Origin of the sequence: Agrobacterium sp. 22094 (genome assembly GCF_052046015.1) — a bacterium.
Classification (GTDB): Bacteria; Pseudomonadota; Alphaproteobacteria; order Rhizobiales; family Rhizobiaceae; genus Agrobacterium; species Agrobacterium cavarae.
Map to the genome: position 1 here is coordinate 2,170,779 of NZ_JBQEPX010000001.1, position 13,169 is coordinate 2,183,947.

General features: G+C 58.0%; 19 protein-coding genes. 9 read left to right on the plus strand and 10 right to left on the minus strand.

Annotated elements, in window-relative coordinates; all coding sequences use genetic code 11:
* Positions 1 to 2: 2 nt before the first annotated feature.
* The 6 genes from ACTJK5_RS10525 to ACTJK5_RS10550 are packed head-to-tail and all read right to left on the minus strand — an operon-like array spanning position 3 to position 2,902.
* Positions 3 to 707 (minus strand): hypothetical protein, encoded by a 705-nt coding sequence (locus ACTJK5_RS10525; RefSeq protein ID WP_440612359.1) that lies wholly within the window; start codon positions 705 to 707, stop codon positions 3 to 5.
* Complete coding sequence (locus ACTJK5_RS10530) at positions 704 to 1,213, minus strand: hypothetical protein (RefSeq protein WP_440612360.1); 510 nt, start codon at positions 1,211 to 1,213, stop codon at positions 704 to 706. Before ACTJK5_RS10530 ends, ACTJK5_RS10525 begins: the two co-directional genes overlap by 4 nt.
* Positions 1,201 to 1,683: a hypothetical protein gene (locus ACTJK5_RS10535; RefSeq protein ID WP_440612361.1), complete on the minus strand. Its 483-nt coding sequence runs from the start codon at positions 1,681 to 1,683 to the stop codon at positions 1,201 to 1,203. The genes ACTJK5_RS10530 and ACTJK5_RS10535 overlap by 13 nt, the downstream gene beginning before the upstream one ends.
* Complete coding sequence (locus ACTJK5_RS10540) at positions 1,680 to 2,168, minus strand: hypothetical protein (protein ID WP_440612362.1); 489 nt, start codon at positions 2,166 to 2,168, stop codon at positions 1,680 to 1,682. The genes ACTJK5_RS10535 and ACTJK5_RS10540 overlap by 4 nt, the downstream gene beginning before the upstream one ends.
* Entirely contained in the window at positions 2,161 to 2,466 is a 306-nt protein-coding gene (locus tag ACTJK5_RS10545; protein ID WP_440612363.1) for a hypothetical protein, read from the minus strand. The genes ACTJK5_RS10540 and ACTJK5_RS10545 overlap by 8 nt, the downstream gene beginning before the upstream one ends.
* Complete coding sequence (locus tag ACTJK5_RS10550; RefSeq protein WP_440612364.1) at positions 2,459 to 2,902, minus strand: hypothetical protein; 444 nt, start codon at positions 2,900 to 2,902, stop codon at positions 2,459 to 2,461. Before ACTJK5_RS10550 ends, ACTJK5_RS10545 begins: the two co-directional genes overlap by 8 nt.
* A 106-nt stretch (positions 2,903 to 3,008) precedes the next feature.
* Between ACTJK5_RS10550 and ACTJK5_RS10555 the strand changes: the two genes are divergently transcribed.
* Entirely contained in the window at positions 3,009 to 3,530 is a 522-nt protein-coding gene (locus ACTJK5_RS10555) for a hypothetical protein (protein WP_440612365.1), read from the plus strand.
* A 259-nt stretch (positions 3,531 to 3,789) separates the two neighbouring features.
* Here the strand turns inward: ACTJK5_RS10555 and ACTJK5_RS10560 are convergent, their stop codons facing one another.
* The gene (locus tag ACTJK5_RS10560; protein WP_440612366.1) at positions 3,790 to 5,160 is read right to left on the minus strand and encodes a hypothetical protein; all 1,371 of its coding nucleotides are present in this window, start codon (positions 5,158 to 5,160) and stop codon (positions 3,790 to 3,792) included.
* Between the two features lie 735 nt (positions 5,161 to 5,895).
* Here ACTJK5_RS10560 and ACTJK5_RS10565 point away from each other — a divergent pair.
* From ACTJK5_RS10565 to ACTJK5_RS10595, 7 genes are all read left to right on the plus strand, one after another.
* The gene (locus ACTJK5_RS10565) at positions 5,896 to 6,177 is read left to right on the plus strand and encodes a hypothetical protein (protein WP_440612367.1); all 282 of its coding nucleotides are present in this window, start codon (positions 5,896 to 5,898) and stop codon (positions 6,175 to 6,177) included.
* Between the two features lie 102 nt (positions 6,178 to 6,279).
* Positions 6,280 to 6,882, plus strand: coding sequence for a hypothetical protein (locus tag ACTJK5_RS10570; protein ID WP_440612368.1), 603 nt, complete (start codon positions 6,280 to 6,282; stop codon positions 6,880 to 6,882).
* 56 nt (positions 6,883 to 6,938) lie between these two features.
* Positions 6,939 to 7,238 carry a hypothetical protein gene (locus ACTJK5_RS10575; RefSeq protein WP_440612369.1) on the plus strand — a complete coding sequence of 100 codons (300 nt, stop codon included), beginning with the start codon at positions 6,939 to 6,941 and terminating at the stop codon, positions 7,236 to 7,238.
* Positions 7,239 to 7,373: 135 nt separating this feature from the next.
* Positions 7,374 to 8,117 carry a hypothetical protein gene (locus ACTJK5_RS10580; RefSeq protein WP_440612370.1) on the plus strand — a complete coding sequence of 248 codons (744 nt, stop codon included), beginning with the start codon at positions 7,374 to 7,376 and terminating at the stop codon, positions 8,115 to 8,117.
* Positions 8,118 to 8,188: 71 nt separating this feature from the next.
* On the plus strand, positions 8,189 to 9,787 hold the full coding sequence (gene dcm, locus ACTJK5_RS10585; protein ID WP_440612371.1) for a DNA (cytosine-5-)-methyltransferase: 1,599 nt from the start codon (positions 8,189 to 8,191) through the stop codon (positions 9,785 to 9,787).
* Positions 9,788 to 9,842: 55 nt separating this feature from the next.
* Positions 9,843 to 10,328, plus strand: coding sequence for a hypothetical protein (locus tag ACTJK5_RS10590; protein WP_440612372.1), 486 nt, complete (start codon positions 9,843 to 9,845; stop codon positions 10,326 to 10,328).
* Positions 10,329 to 10,333: 5 nt separating this feature from the next.
* Entirely contained in the window at positions 10,334 to 10,675 is a 342-nt protein-coding gene (locus tag ACTJK5_RS10595) for a hypothetical protein (RefSeq protein ID WP_440612373.1), read from the plus strand.
* Positions 10,676 to 10,799: 124 nt separating this feature from the next.
* Here ACTJK5_RS10595 and ACTJK5_RS10600 read toward each other — a convergent pair whose 3' ends face one another.
* Together ACTJK5_RS10600 and ACTJK5_RS10605 are read right to left on the minus strand one after the other, a co-directional pair.
* Entirely contained in the window at positions 10,800 to 11,165 is a 366-nt protein-coding gene (locus ACTJK5_RS10600) for a hypothetical protein (RefSeq protein WP_440612374.1), read from the minus strand.
* Positions 11,166 to 11,242: 77 nt separating this feature from the next.
* Complete coding sequence (locus ACTJK5_RS10605) at positions 11,243 to 11,911, minus strand: hypothetical protein (RefSeq protein WP_440612375.1); 669 nt, start codon at positions 11,909 to 11,911, stop codon at positions 11,243 to 11,245.
* A 111-nt stretch (positions 11,912 to 12,022) separates the two neighbouring features.
* Between ACTJK5_RS10605 and ACTJK5_RS10610 the strand changes: the two genes are divergently transcribed.
* Positions 12,023 to 12,754 (plus strand): hypothetical protein, encoded by a 732-nt coding sequence (locus ACTJK5_RS10610; RefSeq protein WP_440612376.1) that lies wholly within the window; start codon positions 12,023 to 12,025, stop codon positions 12,752 to 12,754.
* A gap of 18 nt (positions 12,755 to 12,772) precedes the next feature.
* Here the strand turns inward: ACTJK5_RS10610 and ACTJK5_RS10615 are convergent, their stop codons facing one another.
* Complete coding sequence (locus ACTJK5_RS10615; protein ID WP_440612377.1) at positions 12,773 to 13,168, minus strand: hypothetical protein; 396 nt, start codon at positions 13,166 to 13,168, stop codon at positions 12,773 to 12,775.
* Position 13,169: the final 1 nt, after the last annotated feature.

The following is a 13,169-nucleotide window of genomic DNA, read 5'->3' on the forward strand; positions in this document are numbered from 1 at the left end:
TCTTAGTCGGTTTTATCCGCCATCGACATCTCAACGTCGTCGTTGTCTTCGTTCCATTTCCACGGATCCGAATGCAAACCGTCATCTTCCCGGAACCCTTCGAAGATCGCGGCATGCTTGTCACAGACCGTCTTCGCATATGATCCGGGCCGCAGCCTGCCATGACCGCCGCAAATGTCGCAGGTCGCAAGAGAACGCAGCCGAAACTCCTCGCGCAACCGCTCGACTTCGGCTCGGCATCCGCGCTGGTCGTGGTCGCAGGCGATGTGAAGGACGAGGCAGCCGAACTTCTCCTTGCCGCCGACGATCATCACCTTCCACGCCGCTGGATACGTCTCAACGCGTTCGGCAGCCGACTGCAAGAGCTGCCGCCATCCGACATCAAAAGCGAACGTTGCGTCGGCCGAGATCGTTTCACGATTCATCTTCTTGATCGCATCGAACACGGCGTTTCGGTGGCTCTGGTGCTGTTCTCTCAAACGTGGCCAGAGATCATCGAGGACGAGATCCCGCAAGATCAGAATATCTGTTTCGGTCACCGGCTTCCCGGAGAGCCGCTCAGGCATCGCCGTCATCTCTTCATCGAGCACAGGCTCCGCAAAGCGGTATCCCCAATCCGCGAGCTTGGATTTCGTGATTGCAGATGCACGCCGGATTTCGAGAGCACACATCTGCGCGAGTTCGGCTTTCCTGTTGTTCGTCATCAAATCCTCTTTCCGAGCCGCACCCAGCCATCGTCTGTCAAAGCCATCGCTTTCTCGCGATGCAGATACAGCAGCCTGCTCCAGATCCGCGGTAGCCACTCTCTGTGATAGACGCTGCCGTTCACGCGCCATTCGGCCGGAGTGCTCCCGGACTGCCAGAGATGAATGCTCCATGGCGTGACAATTGGAGCCTGGTACATTTGCTCGTCAGTCGGCTCCGTCTGCCTCGAAAGCCGGAATTCGATCGGGGGCATCAAGTATTCGCCCGGAGCCGTGAGCTGCAGGAGCCTCCGGCCGATACGGAAATCCGTGCCTGTCCTCGCGGCCATGTGCCATCCGAGACGAGAAGCGGTGGCATCCGCGTCGAAGTCATAGAGATCGAGCGCCTCAATCTCTGTGCGTCCGATGCGGATCAAGGCCTCGGTGACGAGCTGCTCGCGATCCAAGCTTTCGACATGGAGGCCGGGCCGCACTCCGAAGCGCCGACGAGCAGCCGTCAATCCAGCCATTCAGGCGGCTCCGATGGGATGAAGGTATCGAGATCCGGATCGTAGACTTCCCAACCGTCGGCGGTCTGTCGATAGTCCCTTGGCTCCGGCTCGTCGGGGACGGCGAGCACACCATCCCGGATTGCATGATCATCGCAGGTCACGGTGAGATAGCCGCGGCGACGGCTAAAACGTCCGCGCTGCCCGCAGTGCTCGCATGTGTGCAGACTGCGCGCTGTCGCGAGTGCGTGGGCTTCGCGGATCGCAGTGATTGACGACAACGGCTCGTCGTAGCTGGAGTCGTAGATGCGCATCGTGCCGAGCTTTTCTTTGATTTGTTTGACAACGTACGGAACGCCATCAGGCAGCTCACGATCGACGAGCGCGAAATAGTCGTCGAGGATTCGAAGCCAACCGACCTCGCACTGGAAGCCAAATTTTGCCGGGATCAGTCGCGGATATTTCGCCTTCAATTCGTCCCAGTCCATCATCGAAAACGCTCCGGTGTCTCAATCGGAATCATCGAGTCTGTCTCGCGGTCATAAGCGTACCATTGCCCCTCGTACTGCATCGTGCCCGAGCTCCATGCCGTCTGCTGACCCCACATCGCTTGATCTGGCGACGCATGCTCAGAGCACAGCGTTCTCCACCATGCAAAGCGCCGCGGAGGCGGACGGCGCAGCCATCCTTCAGCACCGCACACTTCACACGTCATGCCCGATTTCGCTTCTGCCTTACCTTTCGCGAGCCGAGCCGCGAGCACATCGGTGTCGCACCAGATGCGCATCGTTCCCCACTTTTCTTTGATTTCGCGGACAATAAGGATGGGGTCGTGAGGCAGCGCCTCGATCACGAAATCGCGCACCAGCGGCAACCACCCGATGCCGACATCGACATAGCGGGCGCTGTCGAAGACACCCGGGTAGTCTTCACGGAGGTCATCGAGTTTGATGCGAGGAAAATCCGGATCAAGCATTGCTGCAGCACTCCGTTTCGCATTCATCGCACGTCACCAGGCGCGCTTGTCCGCGGTCGCGCGCATGTGCAGACCCGCAGCCCGCGCATGTGTGAAGCGACTGGGTGACATAACTTTGCACAAGGCGGCCGAGCTGAAGCCGGCTACCGGGGTCGAGACGGCTGTCATCGACATCGACAGTGAGCCAGCCGCGATCACTCGTCATCGAGCGGACGCGGACATCCGGGTATTCGCGCATGAGAGCGAGACGCAAGTCCGTCACGAGATCAAACCAGCCAATCGGAAGACGGTCAGTCATGCGTGCTCCAGTCCTGGTAGCATTCGGCACAAAGGAGGCGGTCACCGAGAGCGGTGCTGGGGTCATCCAGCAGCGCTTCCAGACCAGATTTCGCGATGATTGACCCCGGCCGCCCGCAGTGCTCGCAAGCCGCCCGCATTGCGGCTTTGTGCCGCTCAAAGCAGAGGTCGAGAGCGATACGGTCGTCTTGGAAGATGCCGGGCTTGTAATCCGTGTTGATCACAACGAAACCAGCGTTGCGCGTCGTGATGCTCCGGATGGCGACGAGCGGCAGCAGGTCGAGATCGCTGAGCTGCGCGTACATATCGGCTACAGCATTCTGCAGACCGCGGCGGATCCGGAGATGCTCGATGTCGGGAACTGCGGAGCCGTAGTGAGCGCGCATCGACGAGTACCAGGTATCGTCTGGCCTCAGCGGGTAGCTATCATTAGACATCGAGAGACTCCCTGATTTCGGCAAAAGTCATCGGCGCAAAATTGGTATCGGCGCAGTCGATGCCGACATCGCGAGATCGTCCCTGTGGCTCTAGAGAGCCGTGCGAATGCCCGAAAAGGTGGTAGCCACCGCGCAGATGGCGGGGCCAGACACGACACGCGTAATGATGCAGATACAGGTGACAGCCCTCGTCCGTCGTCTCGAGTGCATGAACTGGCGGCTGATCCCACGGCAGCGCAGCAATGTCTTTCCGGACGCGCCCTTTGTTATCGAGATCGTGATTGCCAAGAATGAGACGCTTGCGTCCGGGGAGCATATGGAAACAATGACGCACGTACTCGGAATCGCTGCAAACGGCGAAGTCGCCAAGAATGTAGAGGATGTCATCTTTGCCAACGCGCTCTTAGACTCGCCACATAACAGCGATGTCCATCTCTTCGACGATCGCGAAATTGCGCGTGTCGGGGCAATGCTTGCGAATATTGGAATGGCCGAAATGCAGATCGGCGGTGTAGAATTTACGCGTGAAGGACATAGGAAGACTCCGAGAATAGGCATAGCGAGCGGCACCGCGCGAAGGCGGATGTCAGGCTGCGGCTATCGCTATTCGGAGTACCTGCGGCATTGAGTGCGTCCTTTTGGTCTGATCCGTTGATAGCAGGACCCGGAGAGGTTGTGAGCCCCGCCGAACAAGATTGATGCCGGCGGGTTAACAGAGTGCGATCGGCTCAGGTATTTTTACGTGAGTTTGATCAGACGGCGCGGCGACGAACGAAAAAGGGGGAGCTGCCGGAAGCTCCCCCTCGATGAGATCGTGCTCAGGTAAAACCCGATCCTGAGAATAGTGTGCGGCAACAATAGGCCTTGCACAATAGCCGACAGCAAAGTCAGGCAGCGATATCGTTCAGGACTGCATCCAGGTGCTTGTACACAAATGCGCGACTGACACCGGCACGGATCGAGATGGCCTCCTTCGACATTCCGGCAAGCGTGCCAGCCTCTTGCAAGGCGACGATTGCTGTCTTCAAGGTTTCCAAGGATTTCCGGTAACGGGTGTCCTGCGCATATGCCGCCCCCGCTCTTTGCCTGTCTTCAACCGTTGTCATGTTCTCGACGACGTGGGCCAGACGCTTGCGCGCTTTGGGCTTCTCCAGCCTCGAAGGATCGAAGCTCGTTGCGAGATAGGTGGCCACTTTCTCGATTACGTATGCGGCTCGGTCTTCATCCAACCGGGATGTCGCGGCATAGGATTCCATCTCCTGGTAGATCGCGTTGCCGAGTTCATCGACGGGAAGCTGAATGCGCTCATCGCGTCCGAAGTGCCACCCAGACAGAAGCTTGGCCCCAAAGTCGAGTAGCTTGTTGAAGAGCTCGTTTGAAGCCGTCTTCCCCATGCCGCTCTGACGTTCAGCCGCATGCCGGATCAGTTCAGGACGTGTCGCTTTCATGTTTAGCCTGGAAGCGTACTCTTTCAGAGACATGAACTGGCTGGAATTTGGTGTCAGTGTCACCCAGATCGGCGAAAGGGGGTTCTTGCAGCGAAGAGTGGCGTGCGGAGCGCTGGGATCGACTCCGATATCGATAAGCGCCGCTGCCAGTCCTCTCGAAACAGCTTCGAAAAGGCGGATGGGAGCCTTCCGGCAGCGAGCATCGGCAGAATTCCACGCCCCAGTTTCGAGCATGAAGAGAAAGTGAGGGTTCGCAAAGTGGCCATTCGGCAACTCATCTCCGACGACGATGTGCGGCAAGTGCGGAATAGCACCCGTGTCGACGCGAGCCTGGAGTGCCGACACGCATGCCTCAGCCGATGTGAAAACGGCATCACAGTCTAGTCGGATGAAGCTTAGAAACTCCTTCGTGCCTTCGATGTAAGCACAGTCGAGAGTCAGCAGTTTTGAAAAATACGGAACGTAAAGATCGGCTTTGTTATCCGATGCACGTACCTTGCCTTTCCGGGGCAGTCTGGAAACGAACAACTTCAGGATAGGACTGCCCGCACTCCTCAGTCCACGCTCCGCGAAGGGCTGCCTGACCCGACCTGCAATCTCACGAGCGAAGGGAAGTACGTATCCTTCTTCCACGCGCTCTCGGATCATCCGCTTCTCTTCGGCAGCGCGGACATGAAAGGGATTTGTAATGTCGAACTTGCTAGTCCGAGACTTCATATCCGCGACCTCATCGCGGGACCTGCGGTTCTGGTCATACTTGTGGCAGAAGTCGACAAGCCAATCGCTCGTCGTAGTGATGTTCGAATTCATTTGCACCTACCTGAAGGATGTTCCGGCATCCGTAAAACAATGGTGCGTGTCGGCGGAGAGTGAATCAATGGGTCTGTTCGAATCTCCGTATCTCTTTTTAACTTAACACCACCAGAGACAAATATATGGACGGCAGGTTTACTCGGCGAGCGCCTATAAAATCGTCAACTTTATTGTCCGTGATGGTGTTAAGTTAAAAAGAGATGTTTGAAACGAGCACTCACATAACTGTTGTAGCGTGCGCCGCCGACAGCAATCCTAAGATCACGTAGTGATGGAGAGATCCATCGTAGTGATGAGAGGGAGTGGTCGAGATGCCCAGGCGAGCCGATCCGAGCAAAGATCTAGGTAGACGCGCGACGGAGCGCTGGAGAGCAGGACTGCGTGCAGCGGCCCAGCCAGAAGCGTGTCATGTCGACACTGCGTTGGCCGCAGCGGTGGCCGTTTACGTAGCACGAGTGCAGGCTGCTGGAGGTGACATACCAGCGCCGATCAAAGCGCTTATCGAAGACGCAGTCCGGATTTTGGAGGCCCGCGGCTTTGGTGCGGTTGCGGCGAAGAGGAAATCAGTTGGCCGACTCCTGTACCGACGCGATCGCGAGACGCTTCTCCACACGATCGAGCAGCCGCGCGGGAGATCACTAGCATGACCGATTTCACTCCGAACTCCCCCCATTACTTCACGACTGAGAATCGCAACTCGCGCGTTTCCCGTAGTGAGCCGGGAGCTCTATCATGAGGAAGTTTACGCCACCGCCGCGCGGCGATGATCCTCGCTTGCCAAAAATCGCCGAAGCTCTCCGCATTCTCGCAGCGGTCGCGGCCGAAGACTCCGATTACGCAAAGCTGCAGAACGGAAGAGGTTTTTCAAAACCCGACTCGACGAAAGGGCACGCTCTCGCTCAACTGCGCCCGGGCGTAGTCATCTCCAACCCGTCGACATACGCCGAAGTCATCAAGATGGCGACGCGTTACCGCCGCCAGGCATCGAAAATCGCACAGGGTAATTTGCTGTAACTCGACACGAGTTGCGGATTCCGGATTCACCCACGGTTTCAGCCGGCGCTCGAATCTTTCACACCCGATCGTTGACCATGGTCTCGTACCAGGAGACCGCCGATGACGATCAGATCCGCAGCACCACAGACCATTCCACCGCGCGTTTCGTGGCTCGAAGACGCAGTCGCGGATCTCTACACGCGCGCGGGATCAGAGCCGGGCGGTGGCACTGGTGAGCGAGACGTGAAGCTATGGCAGTCGACTTTCGTCGGCGCTCAGGCGGGCGCAACGTGGGGCACAACCCCGTGGTCGGCATCCGACTTCATCTACGGCCCAGACTCCACCAACGAGTTGTCTTTGCACCAAACCGTTTTCGGCACTGACTCGACCGGAGCACAGAAGTGCCAAGACGGGAAAGGTCTCTACGGTTGGATCTTCCCGACATCCGAAACCCGTTGGCAATTCGGCCCTGAGAACGGCTCACGAAACCTTGCCGTCGAGATTTTCGACCAGCCGGACTCCGGATACGTGCACTCGCTCCGCGCAGCGTCTCTGTCGCTCATGGAGTCGATCTTCAAGAGCGTCGAATATGTCGGCGACTACACGATCATCGACCGAATTTTGGACATTGCGACGGAGCTAGAGTCATTGGCGACGAATGTTGAGAACGCTCTATTGTCGATGCAGACAGAGTTTCAGTCGCAGATAGATTCGATCCGTTGAAACTATGACAGCCAGCTCGACCAAATCCGCGCTCGACTGACGGAGGGAGGCTTGTGATGACCGAGACCGACCTCACACCGCGCCAAGCCGTTTCCGCTTACCTCGGCGACGAAGCTGTTGCTGCGCATGTCCTACGCGCGGCAATCGCTCAATACTTGGTTGGCTACGAGCAGCTCGTCGACCTCGCATCCGATCTCGTCAACGATCCGGAACAGTCCGGCACACGCGAAGAGCTCGCCAGCGAACTCGTGATGCAGCAGACGATGCTCGAGGAGTTCTACGTGCTGACGGCTGCCGCCACGTCGCTGCCGGATCTTGTGCGAAGCCGGACACCTTCGCAGAGAACTCGGGCATGAATTCTCTTGCGCCGACGGCCGCCGAAGCACACCATTCATCTACCGCTGGATTCATTCCCCGCTGGTTCCTTCTGACTGCGCCGGCTGCTGCGCGGTTGATCGCGCGCCCGGGGTTCTTTTTTGATGGGGTGATGCATGGCTAAGGGCGATGTTTTTAGCTTCGATCTCCGCAGCTTCGAGAAGTCTCTGACGAGGATCGAGAAAAAGGTTCTGCCGCAGGCACAGGCCGGGCTTCTCAACGGGATTGCGTTCGGCGCACGCAAAGCGCTGCTCGCACACGCGGACAAGACCATTCAGGGGAAGCCGACCGCGTGGACGAAAAAGGGATTCATCGTCGATAAGGCTAAGCCGGAGAGCCTTGAGGCGGTCATCCGGATCCAGCCCCAGCAAGCTGCGTACATGACGTATCTCATCAACGGCGGCACGAGGCGCAAGGGAGATCCGGGCGCTACACCTTTCGACGTTCTGACCGATGCGCCGGAAACCGAAAGGAATGCGTTCGGCAACGTGAAGCGCGGCTACCTCAAGAGAATCGCGCGTCAGGCTCGAACGGAGAAAACGAAGCGGGCGCGGCTGGCTGCAAAGAGGGAGAAGCTCCGGGCAGCCGGCAAGTCGACGGCAAGATGGGCGGCAGACAACGCGAACAAACCCGGCATCTTCTTCGGCAAGGTCGGTTCGCAGAAGGGGTATTGGCAGCGCGCAGCGAAGCGTGACGGCGACTTCCGCTTGAGGCTACTCGCTCGAATGTCCGACGAAGCTGTCTACAAGCCAATGTTCCGGTGGGACGACACGATCTCCGCTTCTATTAAGTCGTCTGACATCGAGAAAGCCTACGCTGGCGAGATCAAGCGTGCGCTCCGGAAGCTCAACGGCGGGTAACTTCACCCACGTTTACGGGCTCGAAACTCTCCCCCGGGTATGACCTCACGTATTCTGTCGTGAGGTGTCGAATGCAATTTATGGAATTGTTCGCTGGTGTTGGCGGCATGGGTCTCGGACTCGAAGCTGCAGGTCTCACCCACCTGCTCAGCTTCGAACTCGGCGACGCGCCGCATGATGTCCTTGTTCATTCTGGCAAGCTTGCGATCAAGATGGATCTCAGGGATGTCGGCAATGCCGTCCTCGCTATGCGACAAGTGCCCGACGTGATTGTTGGAGGCCCTCCGTGTCAAGACTTTTCAATTGCGGGCCAGCGGCAGATCACTGATCGCGCTAAGCTTACTCAGCACTTCGCTCAAATCATATGCCTTGCCAGACCAGAGTGGTTTGTATTCGAGAATGTCCCTCGGGCTGGGAAATCTAGTCAGTACAAATATGCTAGAGCCCTTTGGAAGCGACACGGGTACGGCCTCACAGAGGCCGTTTTGGATGCTCAGTTTTACGGAGTCCCCCAGCGCCGCGAACGCCTCTTCTGCGTCGGTCGGCTCGGCGAAATCGATCAGTTTCTGCTAGCCGAATTGAAGTCTGCTGCGACCAAGGGGATGGTCGTTCGCGATATTCTAGATCCCAAGCGAGACGATGATGCAGCGCTTCTCGCGGCCGGTGCCTTTTTCGCAAGGCCTTGGATGGGCAAGGCGGGGGAGCCGAGCGGGCGAGGTGTCATATCGATCGACGAGCCTTGCCCGACGATAACACGGAACAGGCACGAAGCTCCGGGAGACGCGTATCAACGGCACCCGGACGGCGCAGCAGACATCAAAGAAGCTCACATACTAACTCCAGGTCAGGTCGCGAGAATCCAGGGTTTTCCGACAGCTTTTGACTTCAAGCGAAAGAAGCAAAAGCGTGCGGCGGAAGGTTGGCCTGAAGCGGTCGTCAATCTTATGGTCGCAAACGCGGTTCCAGTGACGATGGCTCAGCGCATCGGGAAGGTGATCTTTGATAGACACCACGGACTTTCCTTGCCGAAGTTAGGCCCTGATTTCACCGATTTCTTGCTGGCTCGGAAACGCAAGAATCCGAAGTCGAAGACTTTGTCAGACAGAGCGCTAGAGAACATTCGACACAACACAAACCGCGCGCTGCGCATGTGCGACGGTCGCATCTACTCGGACATTTGGCGGCAGATTGCCCATCTCGAATCCGGCTTCGACAAGACCGGAAAGCCGTTCTCAGCGATGACAGCATCGGTTCAGTCAGATCTCCGAAATGCCATCATCGCCTATTGCGAATACCGCGCGGATGCAAAGAGGTTCCCGCCCTCGGATTGGGCACCCGCGAAGCCTTTGGCTCGAGACCTTCGCCTCCGGGCTTTTGCGAAGCCCGTTCGCCGCAAGCGGAAGGGTACCGAACTCGCTCCAGCAACTCCGCATCCGATCACTGAAAGGATCGGAAAAACGGTGACTTGGCCACCGCCGTACCGACCCGGATCTCTCGACCCCGAGCTATCGGCGCTCATGGACATGTTCGATCCCTACGATCACGACGACCCATATATTCCGCAGCCGCCAGCGATTGATCCGGATGAGGCTTGGAGGCCAGAAGGCTACGACCGCGATGACTACGACGGCTATTATGAAGTCGACGAGGACGACGAGAGCGGCGGCTGACTTGCGTCACGCGCCGCCGGCAAGCACGATTCTCCTGTAATCGAGGAGGAAATGCATGCAGACGGCGACCAACATTGAACGATTTCCCATCTGGGCGGCGCGCGCTCCGGCTCCCTCAGCACAGCGAGTGGACTGGGTCTGTCTCGGAAGTGAACACGACATCGCGCACATTGTCAGGCTCTGGCAGCTTGTCATGCGCTTCCGGCTCGAAGACCTGCCAGACGACGAGTCCATCATGTGGCAGCTCTCCGACAAGCTCCGCGGCCGCCGCAGCGATATAGTGCGCATCCGGGAAGCAGACATCGAGATCGATCGCCTCCACCTGAAGGATTTCCGCGACCAGATCGATTGGCTTTGGGATCATCTTGTCGATGAACACGGAGAGCAACGGTACCAGTTCTCGCGGGACTTCGGCGATTTCGTCAGGATCGAGAGCGAGCAGAAGCCGATCACGGATCTCTATGATGCCCGGAGAGCCGTCGACATCATCACAGCGCTGGATGAGCTGATTGCCGACAACGTGATCAGGATTGGGGGGTGAAGTCGATGGCTGCCCGCAAACAGAAAGCGCCCCCTGCCCCGACAGCCGTCGTTGAGACCGCTCCGGAACAACCTGACATCTGCTACCTGGCGAATCCAATCACTGTCGCGCATCAGACACCGCGCACGCGAGAAGAGATCGCGCTCCGTGATGCCGTTCGGAAGGCGCTCAGCGATGTCGAAATGTTGGTCATGGACTTCGTGGCCGAAAAGAAGTCAGAGCGGCTCTCTGATGCTGAAATCGATGAACTATTCGTTGTCGAGCTGCCGATCCAGTTGCGGTATCGAAATGACGGCGGCCGGATCCGGGTGTCATATGATGCACAGATCGTTGAGCGCGCTGCGTAGCCTTGCTACAACTACGGCAGACTTGCAGAAAGAAGCCGCCTGATGAGGGCGGCTTTGTCATGCTTAGTGGTAGGCCGGAGCGTAGTCCGGGGCCAGCTTGTCGCCGAAGTACGTCCTCAGTTCCTCAACGACGGCTCCGAAGTCCTGCGGCATGCCGGTGACACGGTTGCGGTGCAGGTAGCGCTCCCAATCCGACTGCTTTGCATTCGCAAACGCCGGGGTCAAGCACCTCTTCGTGGCCAATCCTCTCATAGGTGTGGACATCGATGTCGGCGGTGGCGCGGTTGAGGTCGAGAAACTCGGGAGCGAAATGATAGCAGCAGCCGCCCTTCAGTGTCAGCGTACGGCTCTCTTCGTGCGCCCACAGCCTGACGCACAGGCGTTCCTGAATGTATTTCTGAAGCTGCTGGGCCGAGTCCAAGCCGCGAGCTTTTGCCTTCGCCTTGATCTTCTCTGCTATTCGTTCGTCGATGGTGTGCGTGTCCGACATTTCGCTCTCCACATCACGTAGTGATCTGAGGAGATGATTTGCGTCGACGATGCATGGCGCAAACGCGCCGGTAGCTTTCAGAGGTAGGCTCGGACGTAGTAAGTCATCTGCTCGGCCGCTTTCTGTCCGCGCTCCCGAGCCTTCGTCATCAAGAAAGAGACATCCGGACGCGTCTCTGAGAGATGAAACGCGCCTTTGTAGACTTCGGCGACATCGTCGACACCGAACATAGCTTCGTTGACCGCCATCTCGAGCAGCGTCCGCTCTGCAGATGCTACGCGATACGGCCGCCCTTCTGTGTCTTCCCGGACTTCTACACCCCACGGCAGATCGACACCCGGGAGCCATTCCAACTCGTAGTCTCCCCACTTGGCGGGCATCCGCATCCGCTCCGGTTGGCTAAGCTGCCGGAAGCCATGCGAGTTCGCGCTCGTCCATCCACGTGCGATTGCCGACTGCATAGCCGTCAGGTGCGCTTGCGGGAAAGCGGCGCAGAGATCCGCCCAATTGGCTTGAGCGGCGAAGCTGTCGAGCAATTCGGCATCGCGCCCGGTCGTCGTCCGCGACTGCTGCAGCCATTCTTGCGCGCGCACGGTCATGTGGTCTTTGACACCGACCTCGCCGACGCGGAGCCTCTTGGCAGTGCGCTCTGAGACATCGAGGACGACGGCAAGCTGCGGGGCCGACAGCCCGGAGGCGGCTGACCATTTCTGAAAGTCGTCGGTCGTCCAAAGTCGGCGGGGCATAGTCGTCTCCATTCCAGCGCAATGACTACTGGGTGTCAGAATATTGGCACCTAGTCAACGAGGGCACGCGCAGACGGTTAATGGTATACGATCGAGAAGACGGAGGATTCGATGATTGGAAAGAAGCAAGGGCGCGCGCCGGAAAACTGGAGTGATGACACGCTCACATCTTACCTGGAGGATTATCGCAACAATCAGTTCGCGACATTCGTGGGCAAGAAAGCCGAGGTCTCTGACATTATTGCAATCGACGGCATTCTAAGAAGACTACTGGAAGGCGCGCGGGATCCTAAACCGTTTGTCCCGATGACATTCCTTCTCCGGGCCCATTCGGCTTATCGTGCAGCGGCGGGAGCCGTTATGGCCGGGCAGCTTTACGAGGCACAGGCATGTCTCCGACTTTGTCTAGAGCACGCTGGCTATGGGCACTACATTGGTGGCGATGTCGATCTGTGGGAGCGCTGGATGCGCCGCCACGACAGCGATGATCATCGCAAGGCTGTCAGGAGAGAATTCACGGCGGCCAATGTTGAGAAGAAACTGCAGGCTGCCGATGCATCGGTCGCGAAGGCGTATGAGATCCTCTACGAGCGCCTGATCGACTTCGGCGCACATCCGAATGAAAAGGGCTTCTCGATGTCGTCGAACATCCGCAGGGAGAACGGCGACATCCACATCGAGGCCGTCTATCTCCACGGAGATGGCATGCAACTCAATCTCGCGCTGAAGACAACGGCTCAGGTAGGCATCTGCGTTCTCAGGATCGGACGGATACTCTACCCGCAGCGTTTCAAAGATCTTGGACTAGATGTCGAGCTAGACGGCATCCGACAGCGGTACTAGCGCAAAGATCTGAAAGGCTTAATCAAGCCTTTTGCACTCATACTTCCATGGATCGCTAATGACCTCGTCGAAGTCTGTGAGACCGCCCGCCGTCGAGTAGGCCGACCTCACATTTGCGAAATCGACATCGAGCATAATCACAGGGGAGTCGAACGGATTTTCAGAGTAGTCGGTGTTCAGTCCGACCACCCGGAGACTATCTTGTGCCTTCCAGACTATCTTCCAATTGTCGCCGACCGGGATCGGGAACTTGCCCGTCTTGTTCTCGGGTGGCTGCTTGGTGAGATCGATCTTCAGGCTGCCAACGTCGAGATCGGCAGTGACAGTGTAGACGAACAACTCCGCTTTAGAGCCGTCGGATCCGATCTGGTATCGCTCGCATTCCATCGACTTCGCCGCAACGGCCGTGGTCATT